General features: G+C 61.5%; 24 protein-coding genes. 12 read left to right on the forward strand and 12 right to left on the reverse strand.

Annotated features, from left to right (window positions below; genetic code table 11):
* Positions 1 to 59: 59 nt before the first annotated feature.
* The gene (locus AMC88_RS28765; protein ID WP_064829598.1) at positions 60 to 635 is read left to right on the forward strand and encodes a histidine phosphatase family protein; all 576 of its coding nucleotides are present in this window, start codon (positions 60 to 62) and stop codon (positions 633 to 635) included.
* An 81-nt stretch (positions 636 to 716) separates the two neighbouring features.
* Here AMC88_RS28765 and AMC88_RS28770 read toward each other — a convergent pair whose 3' ends face one another.
* From AMC88_RS28770 to AMC88_RS28800, 7 genes are all read right to left on the reverse strand, one after another.
* Positions 717 to 2,567, reverse strand: coding sequence for a DUF2264 domain-containing protein (locus AMC88_RS28770; protein WP_064829597.1), 1,851 nt, complete (start codon positions 2,565 to 2,567; stop codon positions 717 to 719).
* 72 nt (positions 2,568 to 2,639) lie between these two features.
* Positions 2,640 to 3,914, reverse strand: coding sequence for an ABC transporter substrate-binding protein (locus AMC88_RS28775; RefSeq protein WP_064829596.1), 1,275 nt, complete (start codon positions 3,912 to 3,914; stop codon positions 2,640 to 2,642).
* Positions 3,915 to 3,945: 31 nt separating this feature from the next.
* Complete coding sequence (locus AMC88_RS28780) at positions 3,946 to 4,662, reverse strand: DUF624 domain-containing protein (RefSeq protein WP_064829595.1); 717 nt, start codon at positions 4,660 to 4,662, stop codon at positions 3,946 to 3,948.
* 20 nt (positions 4,663 to 4,682) lie between these two features.
* A complete protein-coding gene (locus AMC88_RS28785) occupies positions 4,683 to 5,792 on the reverse strand; it encodes an ABC transporter ATP-binding protein (protein WP_064829594.1) in 1,110 nt (369 codons plus the stop codon).
* Positions 5,793 to 5,807: 15 nt separating this feature from the next.
* Entirely contained in the window at positions 5,808 to 6,980 is a 1,173-nt protein-coding gene (locus tag AMC88_RS28790) for a glycoside hydrolase family 88 protein (protein ID WP_064829593.1), read from the reverse strand.
* A 4-nt stretch (positions 6,981 to 6,984) separates the two neighbouring features.
* Positions 6,985 to 7,821, reverse strand: a complete 837-nt coding sequence (locus tag AMC88_RS28795; protein ID WP_064826433.1) for a carbohydrate ABC transporter permease — start codon at positions 7,819 to 7,821, stop codon at positions 6,985 to 6,987.
* On the reverse strand, positions 7,818 to 8,774 hold the full coding sequence (locus AMC88_RS28800) for a carbohydrate ABC transporter permease (protein WP_064830159.1): 957 nt from the start codon (positions 8,772 to 8,774) through the stop codon (positions 7,818 to 7,820). The genes AMC88_RS28795 and AMC88_RS28800 overlap by 4 nt, the downstream gene beginning before the upstream one ends.
* Positions 8,775 to 8,987: 213 nt before the next feature.
* Between AMC88_RS28800 and AMC88_RS28805 the strand changes: the two genes are divergently transcribed.
* The 4 genes from AMC88_RS28805 to AMC88_RS28820 all read left to right on the forward strand — a co-directional run bounded on the left by AMC88_RS28805 (position 8,988) and on the right by AMC88_RS28820 (position 13,837).
* Entirely contained in the window at positions 8,988 to 10,781 is a 1,794-nt protein-coding gene (locus AMC88_RS28805; protein WP_064829592.1) for a heparinase II/III domain-containing protein, read from the forward strand.
* A gap of 65 nt (positions 10,782 to 10,846) precedes the next feature.
* Positions 10,847 to 11,686: a carbohydrate-binding protein gene (locus AMC88_RS28810; protein ID WP_037117817.1), complete on the forward strand. Its 840-nt coding sequence runs from the start codon at positions 10,847 to 10,849 to the stop codon at positions 11,684 to 11,686.
* Between the two features lie 92 nt (positions 11,687 to 11,778).
* A complete protein-coding gene (locus AMC88_RS28815) occupies positions 11,779 to 12,447 on the forward strand; it encodes a response regulator (RefSeq protein WP_004678873.1) in 669 nt (222 codons plus the stop codon).
* Positions 12,437 to 13,837 (forward strand): sensor histidine kinase, encoded by a 1,401-nt coding sequence (locus AMC88_RS28820; RefSeq protein WP_064829591.1) that lies wholly within the window; start codon positions 12,437 to 12,439, stop codon positions 13,835 to 13,837. The genes AMC88_RS28815 and AMC88_RS28820 overlap by 11 nt, the downstream gene beginning before the upstream one ends.
* Positions 13,838 to 13,920: 83 nt before the next feature.
* Here the strand turns inward: AMC88_RS28820 and AMC88_RS28825 are convergent, their stop codons facing one another.
* From AMC88_RS28825 to AMC88_RS28840, 4 genes are all read right to left on the reverse strand, one after another.
* Complete coding sequence (locus AMC88_RS28825; RefSeq protein WP_012490008.1) at positions 13,921 to 14,802, reverse strand: ABC transporter permease; 882 nt, start codon at positions 14,800 to 14,802, stop codon at positions 13,921 to 13,923.
* 11 nt (positions 14,803 to 14,813) lie between these two features.
* On the reverse strand, positions 14,814 to 15,677 hold the full coding sequence (locus AMC88_RS28830) for an ABC transporter ATP-binding protein (RefSeq protein WP_012490007.1): 864 nt from the start codon (positions 15,675 to 15,677) through the stop codon (positions 14,814 to 14,816).
* A 50-nt stretch (positions 15,678 to 15,727) separates the two neighbouring features.
* Positions 15,728 to 16,741, reverse strand: a complete 1,014-nt coding sequence (locus AMC88_RS28835) for an ABC transporter substrate-binding protein (protein WP_016735851.1) — start codon at positions 16,739 to 16,741, stop codon at positions 15,728 to 15,730.
* A 290-nt stretch (positions 16,742 to 17,031) separates the two neighbouring features.
* Positions 17,032 to 17,760, reverse strand: coding sequence for a FadR/GntR family transcriptional regulator (locus tag AMC88_RS28840; RefSeq protein WP_004677391.1), 729 nt, complete (start codon positions 17,758 to 17,760; stop codon positions 17,032 to 17,034).
* Positions 17,761 to 18,059: 299 nt separating this feature from the next.
* Between AMC88_RS28840 and AMC88_RS28845 the strand changes: the two genes are divergently transcribed.
* Both AMC88_RS28845 and AMC88_RS28850 read left to right on the forward strand, forming a co-directional pair.
* Entirely contained in the window at positions 18,060 to 18,320 is a 261-nt protein-coding gene (locus tag AMC88_RS28845) for a CopG family ribbon-helix-helix protein (protein ID WP_004677393.1), read from the forward strand.
* Positions 18,320 to 18,595: a type II toxin-antitoxin system RelE/ParE family toxin gene (locus tag AMC88_RS28850; RefSeq protein WP_012490004.1), complete on the forward strand. Its 276-nt coding sequence runs from the start codon at positions 18,320 to 18,322 to the stop codon at positions 18,593 to 18,595. The genes AMC88_RS28845 and AMC88_RS28850 overlap by 1 nt, the downstream gene beginning before the upstream one ends.
* A gap of 6 nt (positions 18,596 to 18,601) precedes the next feature.
* Here AMC88_RS28850 and AMC88_RS28855 read toward each other — a convergent pair whose 3' ends face one another.
* Positions 18,602 to 19,609 carry a LacI family DNA-binding transcriptional regulator gene (locus AMC88_RS28855; RefSeq protein ID WP_004677397.1) on the reverse strand — a complete coding sequence of 336 codons (1,008 nt, stop codon included), beginning with the start codon at positions 19,607 to 19,609 and terminating at the stop codon, positions 18,602 to 18,604.
* A gap of 208 nt (positions 19,610 to 19,817) precedes the next feature.
* Here AMC88_RS28855 and AMC88_RS28860 point away from each other — a divergent pair, with 208 nt between their 5' ends.
* From AMC88_RS28860 to AMC88_RS28880, 5 genes are all read left to right on the forward strand, one after another.
* Entirely contained in the window at positions 19,818 to 21,140 is a 1,323-nt protein-coding gene (locus AMC88_RS28860; RefSeq protein ID WP_064826428.1) for an alpha-L-fucosidase, read from the forward strand.
* Between the two features lie 49 nt (positions 21,141 to 21,189).
* Positions 21,190 to 22,410 carry an ABC transporter substrate-binding protein gene (locus AMC88_RS28865; RefSeq protein WP_037145720.1) on the forward strand — a complete coding sequence of 407 codons (1,221 nt, stop codon included), beginning with the start codon at positions 21,190 to 21,192 and terminating at the stop codon, positions 22,408 to 22,410.
* Positions 22,411 to 22,477: 67 nt separating this feature from the next.
* Positions 22,478 to 23,404: a carbohydrate ABC transporter permease gene (locus AMC88_RS28870; RefSeq protein ID WP_029531794.1), complete on the forward strand. Its 927-nt coding sequence runs from the start codon at positions 22,478 to 22,480 to the stop codon at positions 23,402 to 23,404.
* Complete coding sequence (locus AMC88_RS28875) at positions 23,394 to 24,278, forward strand: carbohydrate ABC transporter permease (RefSeq protein ID WP_064829588.1); 885 nt, start codon at positions 23,394 to 23,396, stop codon at positions 24,276 to 24,278. Before AMC88_RS28870 ends, AMC88_RS28875 begins: the two co-directional genes overlap by 11 nt.
* A gap of 199 nt (positions 24,279 to 24,477) precedes the next feature.
* Complete coding sequence (locus tag AMC88_RS28880) at positions 24,478 to 25,407, forward strand: substrate-binding domain-containing protein (RefSeq protein WP_016735846.1); 930 nt, start codon at positions 24,478 to 24,480, stop codon at positions 25,405 to 25,407.
* Positions 25,408 to 25,419 lie beyond the last annotated feature (12 nt).

The following is a 25,419-nucleotide window of genomic DNA, read 5'->3' on the forward strand; positions in this document are numbered from 1 at the left end:
AGCGGGTGCGGCGCATATTGGGCGAATTTCAGTAGCGCCCCGTAGAAGGGTTCAGAGGATTGACGATAATTTTTCTCCTTCGGCACGGAGAGACGATCTGGAATGCGGCAGGTCGGTTTCAAGGACAAAAGGATTCGCCTCTCACTGAAAGAGGGCGGCAGCAGGCGGATCAGGCCGGCAAGCTTCTTGCCCGCGAACTAGAGCGGCATGACGGTGAAATCGATGTTCACGTCAGCCCGCTCGGTCGTACCAAAGAAACAGTAGCGCGCATCGCGCGCTATATACCCTTGGCCAGCCGCGATGAACCAAGATTGATGGAGGTCACGACCAGGTCCTGGGATGGCATGAGCCACTACGAAATCGACATGGAATATCCGGGCATGCTCGAAGGTGCCGATGCTTTCAACTGGTTCTTTCGATCGCCTGACGGAGAAACATTCGATGCAGCTTGCGCACGCGTCAAGGAGTGGTTGTCACAGCTTCGCTCGACGACGATCGCCGTATCCCACGGGCTGACGGGCAGACTGATACGAGGCATATATCTTGGATTGTCCCGAGAGGAAATGCTGAAGCTGCCGGTGCCGCAAACCGGATTTTATCGGCTTCAGGATGGCCAGGCCGAACTTGTTGAATAGCCCTGGGGCTGAACCAAGGATCGGCCGGATTTTCTGCTCTTGCTATCTCTGATTAGTCGCTTAAGTCTTGCCAAGACCAAGCTACGACAGGAGAGCAAAGGCCGGGACGCGCACGCCTTTCTCGCGAAAATGCCGCTCCAACTCCTCAAGATCGGGACATGCCGGCGAATTGTCCAGCGCCGCTACGCAATCCGCGCCGTTCGGCAGGGCCATCGCGGCAGTGACGAGCATCGTGGTTCCCGGGCCGAGTTCACCGCGCAACTGCGGCAGCAGGGTCTTGGCGTGGATGAGGTTGGTATTCGGGATCGGGCTCATCATGTGGCCAGCCCTGGGATTCGGCGATAGGTCCAAGATCGCGCTCACGTCCGTCTGGCCGTACCAGACGGCCCGGCCTTCACCCTGTTCGGAGCGATCGGCGTTGAAATCGGCGCGTTCGATGGCGAAGCCGCCCTCAATGGTGCTCAGTGCCCGGGGCGTGGCGACGCGGTGGATGCGGATGTGCCAGGGGGGCGCGGGGATGAGCCAGGTTTCGATGGTGACGTCGTTCCAGGGGCGCCAGCGCGAATAGAGCCGGTCGCCGGATATCAGCGCCTCTTCCATTGTCTCGCGCATGCGGAAATGCACGCCGTCGTCGGAGAGGCCGAGCATGCCGTCGAAGCTTGCGGCGGTAAAATTGCGGTCGTCGGCCTCGATGTTGAAGGCGTAGCGGGTGGAATAGACAAATTTCGAATATTTCTCGTTGGCGCCGCGCATCTTGTCGTGCTGCTGGCCCGAGGAGAGCACGACGACATTTCCCGGTGTGTGCATTGCGACCATGCCTGCGGGCTTCAAGGGAACCGGCTGCGGGAATTGCGGCTGCGGCGCTTCTTCGGCGACCCAGAACGGATGATCCTCGGGAAGGGCGAGCGGCAGGAAGAATTTGAGCGCCCAATAAGGCGAGCCGGGCGAGTTGTAGCTCTCGCTCATCAGGAGGTTCGGATAGCCGTAGCCGATGGAGAGAACGCCGTCGCGGTCGGCGATCGGCAGCGCCGACCACCAGCGGATATGGCGCATGTAATAGCCCTTGATCTCGGCCCAAGGCAGCGCTTCGAGGCCGGCAAAGGCAAGCGCGCCCCAGAAGCCGCCGGCGGCAAAACGGTAGGTCTGGCTGCGGCCGAAGGCAAGGGCAGCGCCATCGGGGCCGAACCAGTGGCGGATATCCCGGGCGAAGATTTCGGCGCGATGGCGGAAGCGCTCCTTGCGCGCCTCGTCGCCGCGCGCCAGCACGGCATAAATCAGGCCATAGAAATGCATGGCGAAGGGAATGTAATGATCGACCCGCCGTACCGGCCCGTCGCGATACCAGCCTTCGCCGAGATCGAAAGCCTCGGCTTCATCGAGATAGGCGACCGTTTTGCCGTGGTCGAACGGAACACCGACGCGCTCCAGCCCGAGATCGATGAGGACGCGGAAGAATTTCCAGTTGTTGTCGATGAATTCCAGGTTCCGTGCCTGGAGAAGATAGGCGGCAACCGTCTTCTTCTCGCTGCCGCTCAACGGCTCCCAGATGTGTTCGGGCACGAGCGCCAGCGCAAAGCCAACGGCGGCGAGTTCGACCAGCCGTTGGTTACGGTCGGCGAGATCGCCCCAATATTCAGGATGATCAGGGTTGGCGCCGTTCGCCAGCCCGCGCCGATAGAGATCCCAATGCGGAAAATGGCCGCCGCCGGCGGCAAGGGGAACGATGCCCCAGAGCGGCCGCGCAAAACCTTCGAGATCCGCCGCCGCCCGGTCGAAGATCGCGCCTGTGGCACCGAGGCGCACCCGGGCGCCACCTTCGGAGAAATAGGGCAGAAGGGGGCTCAAGAGATCGATGACGGCCTTTGCCAGATCGTCGCGCGTCTTCAGAGGATTGCCGGAAAGCGGATTGGCTCTGGTGGGATCATAGATCATCGTCTGCTCGAAATCACTAAAACAGAACCGGCCGCGGGTGAAACGCTCACCGCGGCCGGATGGCGTGGGTGCTCACTTGATGGCTTTCACGCCGTCGGTCATTTCCTTGAGCCCGTCGTCGACGGAGGTGTTGTCGGTCATGATCGCGTCATGGGCGCGGTTCAGCACCACCTCGATCTTGGCGGCGTTCGGATTGACCGCCATCTCCAGATAGGCTTTGGCCGGTATCAGCGCTTCCTTGCTGGCCTCATCCTCAGGGAAGCCGGGCGTCGAGGCGATCTTGGCACTGACGTCAGCTGTCTTCAGCGCCGGGAAGGTGCCGGTCGCCGCGATGACCGCCGCACCTTCCGGGCCGGTGACGAACTTGATGAAATCAAGCGCCGCATCCTTGTGTTGGGAATTGGAGTTCACCGCCAGACCGGAGATCTGCGCGGCAGTCGTGCCGGCCGGCACGCCATCGGGATGCGGGAACTTCACGATGCCCCAGTTCTTGCTCTTCGATTCACCGGATTTGACCTTGGCGATCTGGGTTCCGACGAACCAGGTGCCCATCGGCAGCATGCCGATCGTGCCGTTGAAGAAGAGCGCCGAATAATGCGTGTTCGAGGTCTTCAGGAAGGCATAGGAGGGGATGGCGCCGTCCTTCTGCAGGGTGAGCGCCCGCTCGTACCAGGGTTTCAGGAAGGCATAGTCGCCATCGACCAGCGTGTGTTTTCCGTCGAGGATGCCGGGCAGCTGGACGGTTGAGCGCCAGGTATGCAGCAGCGCGCCATAGGTCTTGTTGGTGCCCATGCCGCCTGCGAGCTTCTCGGCGGTCGCGTCGAACTGCGCCCAGGTCATGTCGTTGGTCGGGTAGGGGACGCCGGCCTTGTCGAAGATGTCCTTGTTGTAGTAGACGATCCAGAAGTCGGAGCGGAACGGCAGCGAATAGATCTTGCCGTCGATGGTCAGCTCCTCGATCAGGCCGCCGTAGGGCGCCGGATCGATCTTCTGATCCTTCACGAAGCCACTGAGATCGGCGATGTTGCCGGCGCGTACCAGATTGGTATAGCCCGGCACGTCCTTGATGGTGACGATGTCGATATCCTTCGAGCCGCCGGTCAGCTGCGTCGAGATCATCTGCTGGTAGTCCTGCGAGCCGAGATCCATCGGCTCGAACTTCACGTTCGGATGCTTGGCCTGATAGGCCTCGATCAGCGGCTTGTAATAGGCCGTCTTGTCCCAGTCCCACAAAGCCCATTTCAGCGTTACGGCGTCCTGGGCCAGTGCTGCGCCAGCCGTCGTCGCGGCCAGGGTGAAACCTGCCACGGCAAGTTTCACCGTCCTCCCGAATTTATCCAAATACATTCCTGTTCTCCTTCCCTGGATCGTCTCTGGATCAGTTATTTTTGAAGTGTCGGTGCGGCCGCATTGCCTCTGGCAGGTCCAGAACCAACACCACTGCCCGATGGACGCCGAATGCGACGGCGAACATTCCGAGTGAAAAATTGAACGTCGCCGGCATGAACACGGAAACCGGATAGAAGAGGATGTGCGTCAGCCACAGGGCAGCGTTGAAGGCGAGCGCTGCAAGCGCCGGCAGCGGGCGGGCGACGGCGGCGAGCGCGGCCAGGCGCAGGAGCCGCAGCGCCGGCAGGTCGCGCACGACCATCAGCACGATGAGATGGCAGGCGGTGACGGCAAGGAAGGCGGTGGCAACAAGCGCGACCGCCAGTGGTGCCGCGAGCACCAGGTTGTCACGCGCGCCGGCTGCATAGCTGAGGATTGCATAGATGCCGAGCGCCAGCCCGCCCGTCAACACCAGACCCCAGGCGGTGGCGCGCCAGAAATAGTGCAGGAATGCTTCGGTGAAGTCGCGCAGGAGATAGGTGTTGCGATCCTCGACGAGGGCCACCGAGACGCGGGCCATGGCGGCGAGTGCCACCGGCAGCGTTACGACGGGGAGAGAAGCCAGGATGAACAGGATGTTGAGCTTCACCATCTCCCACCATTCGCGGGCGAGGATGTCGGCGAACAGGCTAAGGCCGGTCTTCGCAGGCGCATCCTTCGGAATGCCCGGTCCCTCCTTCGTCCACATGTCCCGCAACCACTGCATGGCCGTCTCCCGCAGGCGCCTCAGTAAAGAATCGAGCGTTCCGTTTCCTTGTCGAACAGCTGCGCATTGCTCATGTCGGCAATAAGCGTCGCCTCCTCGCCGATATCGGGCCGGAAGCGCGGCGACACACGGGCGATGAGATTGCGACCGCCGGCCACCATGTTCAGATGCACCTCCGAGCCCATCGGTTCGGCAAGCTCCACCACCGCCTTCACGGGTGCGAGATTTTCGGTCGGGATGTCGGCCGGCGGCAGTTCGTGGAAATTCTCCGGGCGGATGCCGAGCACCAGTTCGCGGCCCGCATAGGGCGCGATCCGGCTCTTGTCGAAATGATCAGGCAGCGGCAGCTCGCGGCCGTCGAAGACGGCGACATAGCCGTCGCCCCGGCGCTGAATGGTCGAGGGCAGCATGTTCATCTGCGGCGCGCCGATGAAACCGGCGACGAACATGTTGACGGGGCGGTCGTAGAGGTTCTGCGGCGTGTCGACCTGCTGAATGTGGCCGTCCTTCATGACGACGATCCGGTCGGCCATCGTCATCGCTTCCACCTGGTCGTGGGTGACGTAGATGAAGGTGGCATCAAGGCGCTTGTGCAGCTTGGTGATTTCACTGCGCATCGTGCCGCGCAGCTTGGCGTCGAGATTGGAAAGCGGCTCGTCGAGAAGGAAGACGGCGGGATTGCGCACCATGGCGCGGCCGAGCGCGACGCGCTGGCGCTGCCCGCCCGAAAGCGCTTTCGGCTTGCGGTTCAGGAGATGGGTGATGTCGAGGATCTTGGCGGCGTCCTGCACCTGCTTGTCGATGAAATCGCGCGAGACTTTGCGCAACTGCAGGCCGAAGGCCATGTTCTTGTAGACGGTCATATGCGGGTAGAGCGCATAGTTCTGGAAGACCATGGCGATGTCGCGGTCCTTGGAGGGGACATCGTTCATGACGTCGCCGCCGATCCGAAGCTCGCCGCCGGAGATCTCCTCGAGGCCGGCGATCATCCTGAGCGTCGTCGATTTGCCGCAGCCGGAGGGGCCGACCAGGATGATGAATTCCTTGTCGGCAATCTCAAGATCGATATCGTGGACGACGGTGAGCGCGCCGTAGGATTTGTTCAGCTCTTTAAGCGAAATGCTGGCCATCGGGTTCTCCTGACGTCACCAATAGGAAGACCAGCGGCGCGACAGGCGCGTCAAAGCTTCCATGTAATAATAATCTCCCCAGGAGACGCACTCATCGACGCCCTCGCCGCGGCAGGTGTTGAAGGGCGATTTCTTCGAATAGGTGGCGTGCAGCACCAGGCCGTTGGAGACGGTGGGATCCTTGACCGCATAGTGATCGGCAAGGCTCTTCACCATGCGCCGCGCCAGCATGCGGTAGCGTTCGGCGGCTTCGGCATCGACGAGATCGGCCATCTCAAGCAGGCCGCAGGCGGTGATCGAAGCCGAGGAACTGTCGCGCGGCTCGCCGTCGCCATCGGAAAAGACGAGATCCCAATAGGGCACCATGTCGGCCGGCAGCCGGTTGAGATAGAAGGCGAGCAGCCGGTCGAAGGTCTGGCGATACTCCTCGATCCGCTCGTAGCGGTAGGAGATGGCCATGCCGGCGATGCCCCAGGCCTGCCCGCGTGCCCAGGCGCTGTCATCCCGGTAGCCCTGTTTGGTGGCGCCGCGCACCGGCGCGCCGGTGACCGGGTCCATGTAGAAGGTGTGATAGGTGGAATCGTCGGGCCGCACCGAGTTGGCGAGCGTGGTGCGGGCATGAATGAGCGCGATCTCGCGGTATTTCGGATCGCCCGTCTCGCTGCTGGCCCAGTAGAGAAGCGGCAGGTTCAGCAGGCAATCGATGATGTAGCGGTATTCTTCTGGTTTGCCCTTGCGGCCCCAGGCCTGGATGAACTGGCCGATCGGTTGGAAGCGCTCGATCAGCTGGTCGGCGGCCAGCATCGCCGCCTTGCGGCCGTCCTCGTCGCCGACGAGCTTCCAGGCGGCGATGCAGGAGGGCGAATAGAGAAAGCCCATGTCGTGATGGTCGGTCTCGATGCGGTTGACGATTCGATGCAGGAAGGACTGGACCTGGATCTGCGCAGCATGCCGGAACACAGGATCGCCGCTATGCTCGAAGGCGAGCCACAGCTCGCCCGGCCAGAAACCGGCGGTCCATTGGTCGTTGGCGACGGCGGGATAGAAGTTGTTGACGCTCGAATGGTTCTGCGCGGCATAGGTGAACTGAGGAAGGTTGCGCCTGACCTGCTCGACGGCGAGATCGAGCGCGGCGTTCACTTCCTTATCGGTGATCGGCTGCGGGGCGACTGTTGAAACGGCATTCATGGCTTTAACCCTTCAGTCCCGTCGAGGCGATGCCCTCGACGAAGAAGCGCTGCAGAGCGAGGAAGACGATGAGAACGGGCACGAGGGCGACGACGGAGGCCGCCATGATCAGCCCGTACTCGGCCGAATATTGCGAGATGAACATGCGCAGGCCGATCTGGACGGTCTTCAGCTCGGTCTTGGTGAGATAGATCATCGGTCCGAGGAAATCGTTCCAGGTGCTGACGAAGGTAAAGATCGTCAGTGTCGAGAGCGCAGGCTTGGAGAGCGGCAGCATGATGCGTGCCCAGATCTGATATTCGTTCATGCCGTCGATGCGCGCCGCCTCGCAAAGCTCGGTCGGGATCGACATGTAGAACTGCCGCATCAGGAAGACGCCGAAGGCGGTGAAGGCCTGCAGGCAGATCAGCGCCAGATGCGTGTTGTTGAGGCCGAACTCGCGCATCAGCAGGAACTGCGGCACCATATAGACCTGCCAGGGCATGGCGATGGTGGCGATATAGCCGAGGAACAGCGTGTTCTTGTAGGGGAAGTTCAGCTTGGCGAAGGCGTAGGCCGCAAAGCTTGAAGTCAGAAGCTGCAGCAGCGTGACGATGATCGTCAGCTTCGAGGTGTTGTAGATGAAGAGCGCAAGCGGGATCTTCGTCCAGATATCGACGTAGTTATGCCATTGCGGCTGAGACGGTATCCACTCGATCGGGAAGGCGAAGACGTCGCGGCTGAGCTTCAGCGACGCCGAGAGCATCCAGGCGAAGGGCATCAGCATCACCACCGTCACCGTGATGACGATGACATAGAGGAGGACCGTTTTGACGGTGATTTTGCGTCCGGCGATCCTCATGCCTCGTCCTCCCGCTGGCGGCGGAACTGAAAGACCGTGACCGCGAGCACAAGGAAGAACAGCACCAGCGAAATCATGCTGGAATAGCCGAGATCCCAGGAAATGAACGCCTCGTTGTAGATGTGGTAGACGAGGACGAGCGTCGATGTGCCCGGTCCGCCTTGGGTGATCATGAAGATCTGGTCGAACACTTTGAAGGACTGGATCGTCAGCATGACGGTGACGAAAAAGGTCGTCGGTCCGAGCTGCGGCACGGTGACATGGATGAATTTCTGCCAGGAATTGGCGCCGTCGAGATCGGCAGCCTCATAGAGCTCGGCATTGATCCCCTGCAGGCCGGCCAGATAGATGACCATGTAATAGCCCATGTTCTTCCAGATGCCGAAGAGGATCACCGTCACCATCGCCCAGTGGCGATCGGCCGCCCATCCCGGCATGTTCTTCGGGTCGAGGCCGAGCGTGTAGAGGATCATGTTCACCGGTCCCATCTCGGGATTGAAGATCATGTTCCAGACGACGGCGACGGCGACCAGCGAGGCGACATAGGGAAAGAACATCGCCGTGCGGAAGAAATTCCGCCCGGCGATCTTCTGGTTGAGGAGGACGGCGAGGCCGAGCGCGCAGAGCAGTGTCGCCGGCACCGAGGCGACCGTGTAGATAATCGTGTTCCAGAAGGCGGCGACGAAGGCTTTGTCGTCGAACAGCCGCCAGCAATTGTCGAGCCCGGCGAAGGTGATCGCATTCGAGCCGTCCCAATGCATGAAGGCGAGGGCGAAGGCGAACAGGATCGGGCCGAGCGTGAAGACGGCGAAGCCGATGAAATTCGGCGCGATGAAGGAATAGGCGACGAGCGCACTGCGGATTTTGCGCTGCCGCTTGGTGAGGACTGCAACCTTCCGACGTGGAGTTGCCGGGGCGCCATCCGTCGCAATGACCGAATTCGATATGGACACGGAACGCCCTCCTCCTCGACGGACTTGCTGCACCTGACGGCTTGCTGACGCCTCCGTCGCCGCTCCCCGTCAGTCAAGGACATAACACATATCCGACAGTGGTCAAACAAGTTATGAATAGATCATACAAATTTTATGGCAAGTGGCAAAAACATATGATAGGTGGACATAAAGATCAGAGGCTCGTCGCAGCTTTCCGGCGCAGGGAGGAACATGTTCAGCGAGATTTCAGGGGGGCTGCCTGACATTCTGGGCGACTTCATGCCCGGAGCGGTGCGTTCCGATCGTGAGCGCTGGAGTGCGGTGCCGCCGGCGACGCGCGATGCCGTTCTTTGCGATGCCGAGGCTGCGGTTGCGCGCGCCTGGCCTCTGATTACGGCTTCCGATTACCGGGAATATACTGCGACCGGCAACCGCTCTCGTTTTGAGGAACTTTATTTCACCCGGCGGCGGATGCTCAACGATCTGGTGCTGGGCGAACTCGTCGAGGGGGGCGGGCGGTTTCTGCCTGACATCGTCGACGGCATCTTCCTGATAGCGGAGGAGAGCGGCTGGCAGCTTCCGGCCCACAATGCCTATGAACGCAGTGGCGCGCGGCTGCCGCTTCCCGACAATTCGCAGCCCGTCATTGATCTCTTCGCCGCCGAAACGGCGGCGCTGCTCGCCACGATCGTCGCCCTGCTGGGCACAGCGCTCGACGACCTCAGCCCGGAGGTTACGGCACGGGTGCGGCGCGAGATCGAGAGCCGCATTCTCCGGCCCTATCTCGGCCGGCATTTCTGGTGGATGGGGCGGGGCAGTGAGCGGATGAACAATTGGACGGCCTGGATTACCCAGAACGTCCTGCTGGCGACCTTCTCCCTGCACACCGATCAGGCGACGCGCCGGGCGGTCGTCGAGACGGCGCTCGCCAGCCTCGACGCCTTCCTGAAGGACTATGCCGAGGATGGGGCTTGTGAAGAAGGTGTGCTTTACTACCGCCACGCCGCTCTCTGCCTCCACGGCGCCGTGACCATTCTCGACAGCGTGGCGCCGGGCGCGTTTGCCGGGATCTGGCAGCAGCCGAAGATCCGCAACATGGCCGAGTACATCGCAAACATGCATGTGGCCGGTCGCCATTATTTCAACTTCGCGGATTCCTCCGCCGTCGTCGAACCCTGCAGCGCGCGCGAGTACTTGTTTGGAAAAGCGGTCGGTTCGCCGATGCTGGCGGACTTCGCGGCGACCGATAGGGCGGCGGCCGAACGCCCGCATTTGCCGGAGGAATGGAATCTCTGGTACCGCGTGCAGGAGTTGCTGGTCGGTCATCGGATCCGCCGGACCGAAGCGAAACCGGCGCTCCAGGGTGATATTTTCTACCCCGGCATCGGCCTGTTCATCGCTCGCGACGAGCAGTTTTCGCTTGCGGTCAAGGGCGGCAACAATGGCGAGGGCCACAATCACAACGATGTCGGCAGTGTGACGCTCTACAAGAACGGACGCCCGCTGCTGATCGATGTCGGCGTCGAGACCTATACGGCCATGACCTTCTCCCCGCAGCGCTACGAGATCTGGACGATGCAGTCGGCCTATCACAACCTGCCGACATTCGAAGGTGTCATGCAGTCCGCCGGTGAAACCTTCGGCGCAAGGGATGTCGAAGTCGAATTCGGCGAGGAAAGTGCGCGCGCATCTCTGGAAATATCCGGCGCCTATCCCGCGGAAGCACAGCTGCGCAGCTATCGCCGCACCGTCTCCCTGTTGCGCGGCCGCTGTGTGGAGATTGTCGATGCTTATGACGGAGATCGATCGGCGGTGCTGTCGCTGATGACGTGCCTGGCGCCGACCGTCACCGCCCAGAGGATCGATCTCGCAGACCTCGGCAGCATTGTCGTGGACGGCGCCGGTACGATCGAAATCGACGAGATCGAGGTGAATGACGCCAGGCTGAGAACGGCCTGGCCCGAGAAGCTTTATAGGCTGCGTCTGCCGTTTGCCGGCAGGCTCCTGAAATTGCGAATAAATTAAATGGTGAGAGCATGATGCCGAATATCGCTCACGCTTTTCGGCCGCATGCTTTGAGGAGGGCGAGCATGGAATTGACGCTGAAGATCGTGGACGCCGATGGGTTCGTCCTGGCAAGCTCCACAGGGCAGGAAGAGACTTTCCTGGTCTATCGCCAAAGCTATCGCGAGGGCGAGCAGGTGGTCGTTGAGGCCTCCGACCCAGGACACGTCTTCCTCGCGCTGGACAGCGCGATTCAGCCCAGCCTGGTCTATATGAAGGAGTGTTCCTATTCGCTTGCCGTGCCGTTCGGCGACAAGCGCCGGCCATATTCGCCGAATGCCTTCAAAGGCGATATGCATCGGCTGTCGGTGCGCAGGGCGCGGTCCGGGGAGGTCGCGCATCGGCGCAATCTGGCGCTCAACCCCTGGGATGGTCACGCCAATCGCACGCTGTTTCCGCACGCACGCGCCAATGTCGAAACCCGGGGCGAAGCGGTCTTTGCCGCCAGGAACGCCATCGACGGCGAAAAGGCCAATGACGATCACGGCTTCTGGCCATATACGAGCTGGGGCATCAATCGCGATCCGCAAGCGGCGCTGACGGTGGAGTTTGGCAGGCCCGTGCGGATAGACGAGATTGTCTTCTACCTTCGCGCCGATTTTCCGCATGATTCCTGGTGGGAAGAGGCAAGCGTCACCTTCTCGAGCGGCAAAAGCTTTTCCTTCCCGCTGGCCAAGTCAGGCGCCGCGCAGGGCTTCCCGATCGAGCCTTGCATCGTCGAATGGGTCGAACTGCATGGCCTGATCAAGGCCGAGGATGTCTCGCCCTTTCCGGCGCTGACGCAGATCGAAATCTGGGGAACCGAGGCGCCGGGCGCCGGCGATCGGAACGTCGTCGCCGTTACAGCGGCTGACGAGCAGGCCTAGATATAAGCCTCTCCTGATCAGCTTGAATGTGCTCGTCAGCGGTGGCAACGGGTCGCTTCCGCTAGCCCGTCCGCACGTGCTAAGGGGATCGGATGCGACTGCTCGTGGTGGAGGACAACAAGGATCTGGCGGCCTGGCTGGGCAAAGCCCTGCGGCAGGCGCAATACGCCATCGACATCGCCCATGATGGTGAGGATGCCGAGCATATGCTGAAGGTCGCCGAGTATTCGGCGATGATCCTCGACCTTGCGCTGCCCAAGCTCGACGGATTGACGCTTTTAAAGCGGCTGAGACAATCCGGCAGCAAACTGCCTGTTATCATCCTGACGGCGAATGCGAGCCTGGACGGCCGCGTGGCGGGTCTCGACAGCGGCGCCGACGACTATCTCGCCAAGCCCTTCGAAATCGCCGAGCTCGAAGCCAGGATCCGGGCGGTGGTGCGCCGCGGACAGGACCGCGCATCTTCGGAAATCACGGTTGGAGACTTGCTTTTTTCCGGTGGGACGCGGCAATTTTTCGTCGCAGGCGAGCCGCTGCAGCTGACGCCGCGGGAATATGCCGTTCTCGAGCAGCTCGTCATGAAGTTGGGTACCACGGTTTCGAAGACCGCCCTTTCCGAAAGCGTCTTCGGCTTCGACGACGAGGCGGATCCAAGCGCCATCGAAATCTACATCCACAGGCTGCGAAAGAAGCTCGAGAACAGTTCGGTTCAGATCGCGACACTGCGGGGGCTCGGCTATCTCCTCAGACATGTCCAGTAGCGTCGGCCCCAGAATCGGCGCGACGATCGCGCGGCTCAGCCGGAGCCTGCGCGTGCAGCTGCTTTGCTGGGTGCTGCTGACCCTGCTCGGCGCGATCGGTTTCAATCTTTACGACAGTTTCTGGACGGCGGATGCCACGGCAAAGCTGGTGACGGATCGAACGCTTCTGGCCTCGGCCCGCGTTATCGCCGAGGCCGTCCGTGTCGATGAAGGCGGCAATGTCCAGGTGGACGTGCCGCCGGCTGCGCTCGAGATGTTCGATACCGGCTTCGGCGACCGGGTCTTTTACCAGGTCATCACTGTCTGGGGCAGTCTGGTCAGCGGCTTTCCCGACCTGCCGCTGCCGGCCAGCCAGCGGACCGGCGAGGATCGCGCCTTTCACGGCGCTGACGTGCGCGTTCTGATGCTCGACCATCCCGTCGTCGGCCTTTCCGGCGATGGCGCGATCTCCGTGACCGTCGCCGTTACCCACAACAGCCAGTATGCGATGCGGCGGCAATTGTGGCTGTCGGACTTTTCCAAGCAGTTCGTGCTCGTCTTCGTCGCAAGTCTGGTGACCATCCTCGGCCTTCAACGGGGCCTGGCGCCGGCTCTGAGACTGCGGGACGCTGTGCGCCAGCGCGGCCGCAACCGTCTTGATCCCCTGCCGCCCGAAATGGTGCAGAGCGAGCTGCAGCCGCTCGTCCATGCGCTGAACGACCACATGGAGCGTGTCCAGAGCCAGATGGCGGCGCAGCGACGGTTCGTATCGAACGCCGCGCATCAGCTCAGAACGCCACTGGCGCTGATTTCGACGCAGGCAAGTGTGGCGGCGCGCGAAGAGGATGCGGCCCGCCGCGACGAGGCGCTTGCCGCGCTGCGGACCAGCACGCGGCAGATTTCGCGCCTCGCCAGTCAGCTTCTGACGCTGTCGCGGGCCGAGCCGGGAAGCCGGCGCCCGCGCAGCGATGCGACCGACCTCAGCAAGGCTGCCCGTGAGATCCTGGAGGCGCATGCCGAAGAGGCGCTCCGGCGCAACATCGACGTCGGGCTCGAAGCGGACCGACCCGTCATCGTCGAGGGCGACGGCACGATGCTGCGCGAGATGCTGGTAAACCTCATCGACAACGCCATCCGCTACAGCCAAGCGGACGGACGGGTGACGGTCTCGATCAGGCAGGAGGGCGACAATGCCGTCGTCACCGTGGAGGACAACGGGCCGGGCATTCCCGTGAGCGAGCGCGACCAAGTATTTGAGCGCTTCTATCGAATCATCGGAACCGAAAGCGAGGGAAGTGGTCTCGGGCTTGCCATCGTTCGCGAGGTTGTCGAAGGGGCCGGAGGTTCAGTGTCGCTGGGTGATGCCGTAGGCGGCGGTCTCGTCGTGACCGTGCGGCTTCCGCTTGCTTGAACCGGAAACGCATCAAACGAATGAAGGCCGGGCGTCGAGCCCGGCCTTCGCTTCGATCCGCCTTGGGAGGGAGGCCGATCTGGTTACTGCGTGTCGAGGTGCTGCTGCGGCCGCCATTTCGCCAGGCGGTTCTCGACCAGCGTCATGATGTATTCGGCAACGAGCGTGACGACCATGACGAGCAGGATGGCCGCAAACATGCCGGCCGCGTCGAAGGTACCCTTCGCGATCGAGATCAGCTGGCCGATGCCGAAGCGGGCGCCGACGAATTCGCCGACGATCGCGCCGATGATAGCAAAGCCGAAGGAGACGTGAAGACTGGCGAAGATCCAGCTCATTGCCGAGGGAATGACCACCGTGCGCGTCACCTGCCAGTCGGAAGCGCCGAGAATGCGGGCATTGGCGATCATGTTGCGGTCGGCTTCGCGCACACCCTGGAAGGCGTTGGCGAAGACGACGAAGAACACCATGATGAAGGCGAGCGCCACCTTGGACGGCAGGCCGAGACCCATGATCATGATGAAGATCGGGGCCAAGACGACGCGCGGGATCGAGTTGATCGCCTTGATGTAGACGGAGAAAATGTCGGAGAGGAAGCGGTTGCGGCCAAGCCCGATGCCGACGAAGACGCCGGTGATCGAGCCCGCAAAGAAGCCGATCAGCGCCTCTTCCATCGTCACCCACAGATTATACCAGAGCGATCCTTCGGTGGTACCTTCGGTCGCCCATTCGTAAAGCCGCTCAAGCACGCCGCTCGGGCTCGAATAGAAGAACGGGTCGATCCAGTTCATGCTGGAGGAGAGCTCCCACATGCCGATCACGAAGACCAGGATGGCGATCTGCCAGAAGCGCACCAGCGTGTTGCGCCGGCGTATTGCTTTCAGCGCGGAGGCTTCGATCTCGGCATCTGATGTGCCCGGGCGAAACAGGGTGGCCGAGCCGGCCTCGAATGTGACGTGTGCCATGGTATCCTCCGTCAGGCCGCTTCGCTTGCGCGGCGGTAGCTGGTCTCGACCTCTTCGCGGAGATCCTCCCAGATCGTCTTGCAGTAGTCGATGAAGCTCTGCTCGTAGCGGATCTCCGACACGACGCGCGGGCGGGGTAGGTCGATCGGATAGACCGATTTCACCGTGGCGGGGCCGGCGGTCAGCACATAGACCTTGTCGGCAAGGGCGACTGCTTCTTCGAGGTCGTGGGTGACGAACACCACCGAGGCTTTGCGCTCGGCCCAGAGTTTCAGAAGTTCTTCGTGCATGACCGTGCGGGTCTGCACGTCGAGCGCCGAGAAGGGCTCGTCCATCAGCAGGATTTCAGGTTCGTTAATGAAGGTCTGCGCCAGCGAGACGCGCTTACGCATGCCGCCGGAAAGCTGATGGGGATAATGGTGCAGAAATTTCGACAGGCCGACGCGCGCCAGCCAATCGCGGGCGCTCTGTTCCGCCTCGGCGCGGGACTTGCCGCGGAACAGCGGGCCGGCCATGACGTTTTCGATCACGTTTTTCCAGGGAAAGAGCGCGTCGGTCTGGAATGCAAAGCCGACACGCGGATCGATGCCGGTGATCGGCCCGCCCATCAGGCGGACTTCGCCGGCGCTCGGGCGTGCGAGGCCCGTCACGAGATTGAGCGTCGTCGACTTGCCGCAGCCGGTCGGGCCGACGACGGCGACGAACTCGCCGCGGGCGACCGTCATGTTGAAATCGCGAAGCGCAGTCAGCGACTTTCCGGTCGGCGAGACGAAACGTCGGCTGACGTTGATCAGCTCGATCGCGGGGATCTGTTTGGTGTCCTGTTGCATGGTGATACCTGAAGGCGTGCTTAAGGGCGCGCACGCAATGCCCATGATCGAACGGACGCCGCTTCCGCTCAGGAGCTGGAAGCGGCGCGACGGCCTCACTTGACGTTCTTGACGAACTCGGTCGTGTAGGTCTTGGAAAGGTCGATCTGTTTGCCCTTGACGTTCTTGGAGAACTCCGAGAGCACGGCAAGCACGGTCTTCGGGCCGTCCTCCGGCATCACGCCATCGGGCGTGAACATGCCCTTGCCCTCGTCGAGAGCCTTGACGTAGCCATCCTTGTCGCCGACGTAGAAGTCCTTCGGCATCTTGTCCGCGATCTCGGCGGCGGAATGCGTATTGATGTATTTCAGCGTCTTGACGAAGGCATTGGCGAGCTTCTGTGCCTCGTCCTTATGTTCCTCGACCCAGGAAGTTTCCATGTAGAGCGAGGCGGCCGGATAGGTGCCGCCAAGCGCCTTTCGGGTCGCTTCGACCGTGCGCATGTCGACGAGAACGCTCGCTTCGCCCGTCTTGATCAGGCGCGAGATCGTCGGCTCCGTCGTCATGCCGGCCTGGATCTGATCCTGCTGCATCGCGGCGATGAACGTGCCGCCGGCGCCGACCGGAATGGTGACGACGTCGCCGGGCTTGAGGTCGGCCTTGGAGGCCATGAAGAGGGTGAGGAAGTTGGTGGAGGAGCCGAGACCGGTGACGCCGAGGCTCTTGCCCTTGAAATCGGCCGGCGACTTGATCTCGGGATGTTTGCTCGAAACCATCTCGACCTCGCCCGGCGCCTGGCTGAACTGGACGATGGATTCGACGAACTTGCCCTTGGCCTGCAGGTCCACACAATGGTCATAGAAGCCGACGACGCCTTGGACGGCGCCTGCCAGCAGCTGGTTTTCGGCATCGACGCCGGCGGCTTCGTTCAGGAGCTCGACATCAAGCCCTTCATCCTTGAAATAGCCAAGAGATTCGGCGAGCTTGGCGGGCAGATAGATCTGCTTCTCGTAGCCGCCGACCATGATGGTGATCTTGCCGGCTGCGTGGGCAGCTGTTGCAGCAAAGGATGCCGCGGTCAGCAGCGCGGAAAAAGCGACGGTGTGAAAAAGGCTGCGTGAAGAACGCATGGAAATCTCCTCCTGGTGGTTTACCCGCATCGTCGTCTCGCCACTTCGACCGTGTCTCCTCCACGATGCTGCCCTTTCCTATGACCTCCAAGCTTTCAGTTAGCTTTCAGCCGCAGTCGGCGGTAAACAATCCGCTATGCATCCCGGTGAAGCGCGCTGGGCAATGGCCATCACAATAAAGGCGGCTGCGTAAACCGGCCAGCAGCTTCGCTCCCCAAGCCCATGTTCAGATGGTGGGCTGCTGGTGATTTCCGGAAAACCTGTAGTGCTGGCAGCGCTTCTGGCACGCCTCAGCTCGTAAAGCTCCGAAGATCCTTCAGCAGGTTCCGGTATCTGGCCTGGCTACCGACCAGATGCTCGCGCATGGCGTTGCGCGCGGCCTGATCGTCCCTGTCGGAGATGGCCATGACGATCGCTTCGTGTTCCCTGTGGATCAGCTTTCGGTAGGCGGTCTGCTCGGCGGTTCTCGTTTCCGGAACGAGCCGCGACTGCGGGATGATCACGGTTCCCTGCGATTCCAGGAAGTGCTTGAACAGCGGGTTGTTCGTCGCCTCGGCGATGGCGACATGAAGGTCGAGATCCGCCTCGCGGATGGATTGATCCGTCTCGATGCGCTGGAGGATTTTCCGGTGGCACTCGAAGATCGCCTCCTCCTGCGCCGGCGACCGGCGCAAGGCGGCAAGTCCCGCCGCCTCGATTTCGACAGGCGTTCGGATTTCGAGCACTTCCAGATCGGAGGCGACGCGGGCCTTGTCGACCTTTCTGCCTGACAGCGCCGGATCGGCGCCGATCACGAAAATGCCCGCGCCCTGGCGCACCTCGACCAGCCCGTCGGAGCGAAGGGCAGCCACCGCCTCGCGCACCACGGTCCGGCTGACGCTGTGCGTTTCCGTCAGTTCGTGCTCGCTCGGAAGCTTATCGCCGGCGGCGTACTGGCCTCTGAGGATCGCCTGCCGGAGGCTTTCGCCGACCTGTGCGACCAGCGACCCCGAGCCCCTGCTGCGATCCTTCCCTTGCATAGCCACGCCTCGACCCCCGCATCGGCTTCGATCCGGACGCTGTTCGAACCAGCAGCACTCCGAAATTTATGATTCATCACACATGTATGACAAATCTTGCGGTCTTTCAATGGATGAAGGATCGACGCTTTTGCTTTGGCTGCTTCACCGGCCGATGAAAATCCGACATTGTACCTCACAACTCTCGATGCCGCGTCACCTTTCTGGGAAGTCTCAGTCGGGCTTCATGACGTATAGGCGCTGGATATAATCAAAATTAATCGCTATGATTATGATTGATTGGTGTTGAGGAGTTTTTGATGGAGACCAAAGTTCTCACGGCTCATGTTCCATTGCCGCTTGCGCAGAAGGTCGATCAGCTTGCATCGCGCCTTGAGCGTTCGCGCGGCTGGATCGTCAAGCAAGCCCTGACTGCATGGATCGACCAGGAAGAGGAGCGTCGGCGTTTGACGCTTGAGGCGTTAGCCGATGTGGATAGCGGCAATGTTGTCGATCACCAGTCTGTTCAAGCCTGGGCCGATAGTCTTGACGGTGACGAGCCGATTTCGTTGCTCCGGTGATGGAAATCAAGTGGACGAGCAAAGCTGTCTCCGACATCGCTCGCTTATACGACTTTCTCTCCCCGATCGACCGGCGAGCTGCGGCCCGAACCGTGCAGGCGCTGGCGGCAGCCCCCGCTCGTCTAATTGAGCAGCCACGTCTCGGCGAGCGGCTCGAAGAGTTCGATCCTCAGGAGGTCCGCCGCATTCTCGTTGGCCGTTATGAGATGCGTTATGAAATCCAGCAGTCGACAATCTATGTATTGCGGCTTTGGCATACGCGCGAGGATCGGTAGTAATCCTTATAGCCGCCTTGTCGACTCTCCACGCACAAATCTCGGCGTCAGGATGAAATCCTGCGGCGGCTCGGCGGCAGCCTCGGGGCTTGCGATCCTGGCCAGCAGGCGCTGGGCGGCCAATTCGCCGAGCTTCTGCGCATCCTGCACGACCATGGTGATGCGAGGTGTGATGACGTTGCTCCAGGGCACGTCGTCGACCATTGCCAGCGAGACGTCGTCGGGACAGCGGAAGCCCATTTCCTGCATCACCTGCAGGGTTGCCAGCCCCATCATGTTGTTGGCGCCGATGATGGCGGTCGGGCGGTCGCGGCGGGTGAGCAGGCGCATCGCCTGTGTATGGCCGCCGCTCCTGGTATAGCCGCCCTCGACCACCAGTGACGGATCGACGTCGGCGCCGGCGCCTGCCATCGTGTCCATAAAACCTTTCAGGCGCTCGTCGGCGGTGTGCAGGCCGCTCGGGCCGGAGATGAAGGCGATGCGCCGATGGCCGAGTTGCAGCAGGTGCTCTGTCAGGATGGTCGTCGTCAGCGGATTGTCCGAGCCGACGAAATCGCGCGCGGCGCCATCCACCTTCTGGTCGAACATGACGATTGGCGTCTTGAAGTCGCGCAGGAAGGTTGCGTATTCCTCGCCGCGTCCGTTGGCCGCCAGAGCAATGCCTGCGATCTTTTGCGCCTGCAGCCGCTCCAGCAGCGCCCGTTCGAGATCGGCCCTGCCGGAGGAGTCGGCGATCAGCACGAAATAGCCGTGGTCGAGCGCCTGGTGCTCGATCTCGCGGCGGATGTCGCCGAAGAACATGTTGCCGAGATTGGCGGACACGAAACCGATCAGCGAGCTGCGCCCGCGCGCCAGCGTCTGGGCCACCGGATCGATGCGGTAGCCGGTCGATTTTATCGCCTGCTGAATGCGGTCGAGCGTCTCGGCGCCGACCCGTTTCGGGCTGTTGAGCGCGAGCGAGACGGTCGAGATCGAAACTCCCGCAAGGCGCGCGACATCGCGTATGGTGGTCATATCTGTCGAACCGGTTCTAAAGCTTTCTTCTGTCAGATTTTATTTGCTGTTGCAACATATCTGGCTTGATTGCTCAATTATGGTGCGTTTACCTCGCGGTTGTGCAATTCACGAATTTCGGCTTGACAGGTGCCGGGTCAAGGACGATGTTCAATCGCCGAACCGGTTCGACATGAAGTGGATCCGGAAAAACAGGGAGGAGAAACCTGTGACGAGTTCGGAACGCCAGCCGGAAAATCCTGTATCGGGAGGAGCGGGCAAGCACGCTTGGTTCAGCCATGATCGCCTTGGCATGTTTATCCATTGGGGCCTTTATGCTCTCGGGGCGCGGCATGAGTGGTTGAAGAACCGCGAAGAGCTGAGCGACGATCACTACCAGCGCTATTTCGAGAATTTCGATCCGGATCTTTACGATCCCAAGGCCTGGGCGCGCCGTGCCCGGCTCGCCGGCATGAAATATGTCGTGGTGACGACCAAGCACCACGAAGGCTTCTGCCTGTGGGATAGCAAGGTCACCGATTACAAGGCGCCGAACACGCCCTGCGGCAAGGATCTGCTGACGCCGCTGGTCGAGGCTTTCCGCGCCGAGGGGCTGAAGATCGGCTTCTACTATTCGCTGCTCGACTGGCACCATCCCGATTTTCCGATCGACGTCCACCATCCCCTGCGCAACCATCCCAACGCCGAGGCGCTGAATTCAGGGCGCAACATCGCCAATTACGCCGCCTATATGCGTGAACAGGTGCGCGAGCTTCTGACCGGCTTCGGCCCCATCGATATCATCTGGTTCGATTTCAGCTATCCCGGCCGCGAATATCGCGGCCTTCCCGGCAAGGGGCGCGCGGACTGGGAGAGCGAGCGGCTGATCGAGCTGGTACGCGAGCTGCAGCCCGACATCATCGTCAACAACCGTCTCGACCTACCGCCGGGCAAGCTGCCCGATGTGACGACGCCGGAACAATATACGCCGCGCGTGGCGCCCGCCATCGCCAGCCAGGGCGTGCTCTGGGAAGCCTGCCACACCTTCAGCGGCTCCTGGGGTTATCACCGCGACGAGGACAGCTGGAAGAGCCCGGAGCAGATCATCCAGCTGCTGATCGATTCCGTCGCGCTCGGCGGCAACCTCCTGATGAATGTCGGCCCCACCGGCCGCGGCACATTCGATGCCCGCGCCATTGCCGCGCTCGAGGTCTATCAGAGTTGGATGGAAGTGAATGGGCGTTCGATCTACGGCGCCGGTCCGTCCGAATTTCCGGTGCCGGCCGGCTGCCGCTACACCCAACGCGGCAACCGCCTCTATCTGCATGTCTACAACTGGCCTTACCGCCACATTCATATCGAGGGCCTCGCTGACAGGATCGCCTATGCGCAGTTCCTGCACGACGCCAGCGAAGTGCGCTGGCTCAGCCAGACGAAGGAAGTGGATTCCAATATCGGCGTGATGGTGCCGGAGGGCATGATTACGCTCGAACTGCCGGTCCGGCGACCTGACGTTACCGTCCCGGTGATCGAGATCGTCCTGAAGGCGTGAATTCGGTCGCACCCGCGTGTTCATTGCGTCATGGAGGGAGGAGAAACCCATGAAGGTTCTGAAGAAAACGCTTTTGCTCGCCGCAATCGGCGGCAGCCTCTTTGCCACAACAGCATCGGCCGAGCAGATTAACCTGACCTGGCAGATGTGGACCGGCTCGGATGCTGACACCAAGGGCTGGCAGCACCTGGCCGACATGGTGACCGCCAAATATCCCGATATCAAGGTAACGCTGACGACGACCGGCTGGGTCGACTACTGGACCCGGCTGCCGGTGCTGGCGGCATCCGGCCAACTCGCCGACATCGTTTCCATGCAGTCGCTGCGCATGCCGAATTTCTATTCGCTGCTGGAGCCGCTGAATGACCGGATCGCCGCCGACAAGTTCGATGTCGGCGCCTTTACGCCCTCGATCATCGGCGGCATGTCCGTCGACAAGCAGCTCTACGGCCTGCCCTATGACGTCGGTCCATGGGTCATCTATTATAATCAGGACGCGCTCGAAGGGGCCGGTATTCCGCTACCGAAGCCGGGCTGGACGCTCACCGAATTCACCGATGCCGCCAAGAAGCTGACCAAGGACGGCAAGTACGGCTTCGGCATCACGCCCCAGAACTATTCGGTGCTGGCCTCGGCCTGGGGCGATAAATATCTCAACGATTCAGGAGAGCTTGACCTTACCAATCCGAGCGCGATGTCGGCAGCCGACAGGGTGATCGGCTTTGCCGCCAAGGACAAGGTCGCGCCGCTGGTACCGTCGAGCGCCGATGCCGGCACGGTGATCCAGGGCCGGTTCTATTCGGGCAATGTCGCCATGTATGTCGACGGCCCGTGGTCGATCATCGGCATGAAGGACAAAGTCAAGTTCAAGGTTGGTTCTGCCACACTCCCGCGCGCAGATGGGGAGCTTACGGCCGTCACGGCGGGCTCGGGTTTCGGCATCGCCACCACGAGCAAGAATAAGGATGCGGCCTGGAAGGCGATCCAGGTGCTGACCAGTCCGGAAGCATTGCAATATCTCGCCGAACAGGGCCGCGCGCTGCCGGCACGAACGGCCTCGCAATCCTCCTGGTACAAGGTGGCGGCCAAGGACATCACCAATGGCGGCGAGGCGATCGACTATTCCCTGGCGCATTCCATCCCCTATGTGATCACCAACAACTGGGCGGCGGTGGAAAACCTGTTCAACCAGTATTTCCCGCCGGCCTTCGCCGGCAGCACCGACGCCAAGCAGACGATGGAGACCATCCAGAGCCTCGCGCAGCAATAGAGCCCGTGCGCCCGAAGGAATGCGCATGCGCCCGCCGTGGCAGGAATTGCCGCGCATGGAGGAAGACATGTCGGAAAGCGCCGTTGCCGAAATCACCCTGCAGTCCGGTCAGCCCCGGCGCTTCCTCAAGCCGGAGACGCAGACGGCCATGCTGTTCCTGTTGCCGAGCTTCCTCGGCTTCATGATCTTCATGGCCCTGCCGATCCTGGCGTCGCTGGCGCTCTCCTTCACCAACTGGCAGCTGATTTCGACGCCGGCCTTTGTCGGCTTCCAGAATTACATCAAGCTCTTCACCGTCGATCCCGCCTTCTACACCATATTGAGAAACACGCTGTTTTTTGCCGTCGAATATCTGGCGGTGAACATCATCGTCTCGCTGACGCTGGCGGTGTGGATATCGAGCCTCAAGCGCGGCAAGGCGATCTTCCGGGTGATCTTCTTCCTGCCAACCTTCACCCCGACGATCGCGGCCTCCGTGGTGTGGCTGCTGATCTTCACGCCGGACGGGCTCGCCGACAGCATCATCCGGTCGCTCGGCCTCGGCGTGCCGAATTTCCTGCTGAGCTCCAGCTGGGCGATGCAGGCAGTCGTGCTCGTGACGCTCTGGGCGAATGTCGGCTACAACGTCGTGATGTTCAACGCCGCGCTCGATCTGGTGCCGAAGCACTATCTCGAGGCGGCAATGATCGATGGGGCGGGTCCCTGGCGGCGCTTCTGGCGCATCCGCCTGCCGCTCATCTCGCCGACGGTGTTCTTCGCCACCGTCATGACCGCCATCACGTCGCTGCAGGTCTTCGACGAAATCTTTGCGATGACCCGCGGGGGACCGGGGTCGGCAACCGCCACGCTCGGCTTTGCCATCTATCAGAAGGGCTTCACCAACTTCCAGATGGGTTATGCCTCAGCGCTGGCCTGGGTGATGTTCGTGATGATCATGGCGCTTACCATTCTGCAGTTCCACATGCAGCGCAAATGGGTGCATTATGACGATTGAGCCGATCTTGCGGCATCCGCATTCCGTCTCTGCAGGCCGGCGCCGCCTCCTGCGGCGCATCGGCATCTTCGTCAGCTATACCGGCCTTTCGCTGGTCGCGCTGCTGTTTCTCTTTCCCTTCTTCTGGATGGTGTCGAATGCGGTGCGCTCCAATACCGAAGTGCTGGCCGTGCCTGTCCGCATCCTGCCCGAGGAATATCATTGGGACACTTTCATCGAGGCGCTGGTTTCGCTGCCCTTCGGCACCTTCCTGTTGAATTCATTCATCTTCGCCTGCAGCGTGACCGCGATCGTGATCGTGGTCTCCTGCCTTTCCGCCTACGCCTTCGCCCGGCTCAGGTTTCCCGGCCGCGAGGGGCTGCTGCTCACCTATCTCAGCACGCTGATGATCCCGCAGGTGATGCTGGTCATCCCGCTCTTCCTCGTCGTCAGCAAGCTCGGCTGGATCAATACCTATCACGGCATGATCCTGCCGGTCGCCTTCTCGTCTTTCGGCACCTTCCTGCTGCGCCAGTTCATCCTCGGCATTCCCAAGGATCTCGACGAGGCGGCGATGATGGACGGGGCCTCGCGCGTGCGCATCCTGGTCACCGTCATCGTGCCGCTTGCCATGCCGGCCATCGGCCTTCTGTCGCTCTTCACCTTCATCGCCCAGTGGAAGAGCTTTCTCTGGCCGCTGATCGCCACCAGCGGTCTCGACAAGGCGACACTGCCGCTCGGGCTCACCCTGTTCCAGACGCAGCAGGGCACGGCCTGGAACTACATCATGGCGGGCGCGACGATCTCCATGCTGCCCGGCGTCGTGCTCGCCATCGTGCTGCAGCGGGTGATCTACCGCGGCATCACCGTCAGCTCCGGCTTCGGCGGAAGATAATTTCAGTTAAACAAAGACTTGAAGGCGTCACATCAAGTTCGTCTCGATGTCCTTCAAGTCCGACCGAATGCCGCCTAAGAACGTGCTTCTGACGCCGCTAGAGCTTTTCCGCGCGCTTAACTTTCGCTTCACGTCGAAAAGTAAAATTTAACCAAAATTTGAAATAACGCGTTCACATCCGAATCGCGCAGGGGAATTCATGAAAACCGCCACGCTTGCATCCATCGCCTTGGCGATATCGATCTCTGTCGCCAATGCGCAGACGATCGGGGTTTCGATGACCAATCTCGACAAGTTCAGGCAGATGCTTGTGAACGGCGTCGTCTCGCACGGGAAGACAATATCGGGCCTCAAGCTGGTCACCGCGAATGCCGATGGCGACAATGAGCTGCAGAAGAAACAGGTTCAGCAGTTCGTCGCCGACAAGGTCGATGCCATTATCGTGATGCTGTCTGATGGCGATGTCGGGCCGCAAATGACCAAGATCGCAGCGGATGCCGGCATTCCGCTGATCTACATCAACACCACGCCCTCCAATCTCTCGGACTTGCCGGACAATCAGGTTGTTGTCGCCTCCGATGAGAAAGACTCCGGTACGCTGGAGACGAAGCAGGTATGCTCTCTCCTCAAGGGCAGGGGCCGCGTCGTCGTGCTGATGGGCGAGGTCTTCCATGTGGCAGCCCGCACCCGCACCCAGGACATCGCCGATGTCATCGCGACGCCGGAATGCAAAGGTCTTGAGATTGTCGAGCAGCAAGCGGCCTATTGGTCGCGCGATTATGCCGATCAGCAGATGCAGGAATGGCTGGCGGCCGGCGTCAAGTTCGACGCCGTTATCGCCAACAATGACGAGATGGCGCTCGGCGCGATCCGCGCCATGAAGAAGGCCGGCATGCCGATGAAGGATGTCGTCGTCGCCGGGGTCGACGCGACCGACGATGCGCTAGCCGCGATGGTGGCTGGCGATCTCGACGTGACCATTCTCCAGAGCGCCGTCGGGCAGGGCGCGGCTGCGGTCGATGCTGCCATGAAGCTCATCAACAAGGAGAAGGTGCCGCGCGAAAACAACGTTCCCTTCGAACTCGTCACCCCTGAGAACATTGCCCAATACCTGCCGAAGAGCCAGTGAGCATAAGAGGCC

Origin of the sequence: Rhizobium phaseoli (assembly GCF_001664385.1) — a bacterium.
Taxonomy (GTDB): domain Bacteria; phylum Pseudomonadota; class Alphaproteobacteria; order Rhizobiales; family Rhizobiaceae; genus Rhizobium; species Rhizobium phaseoli.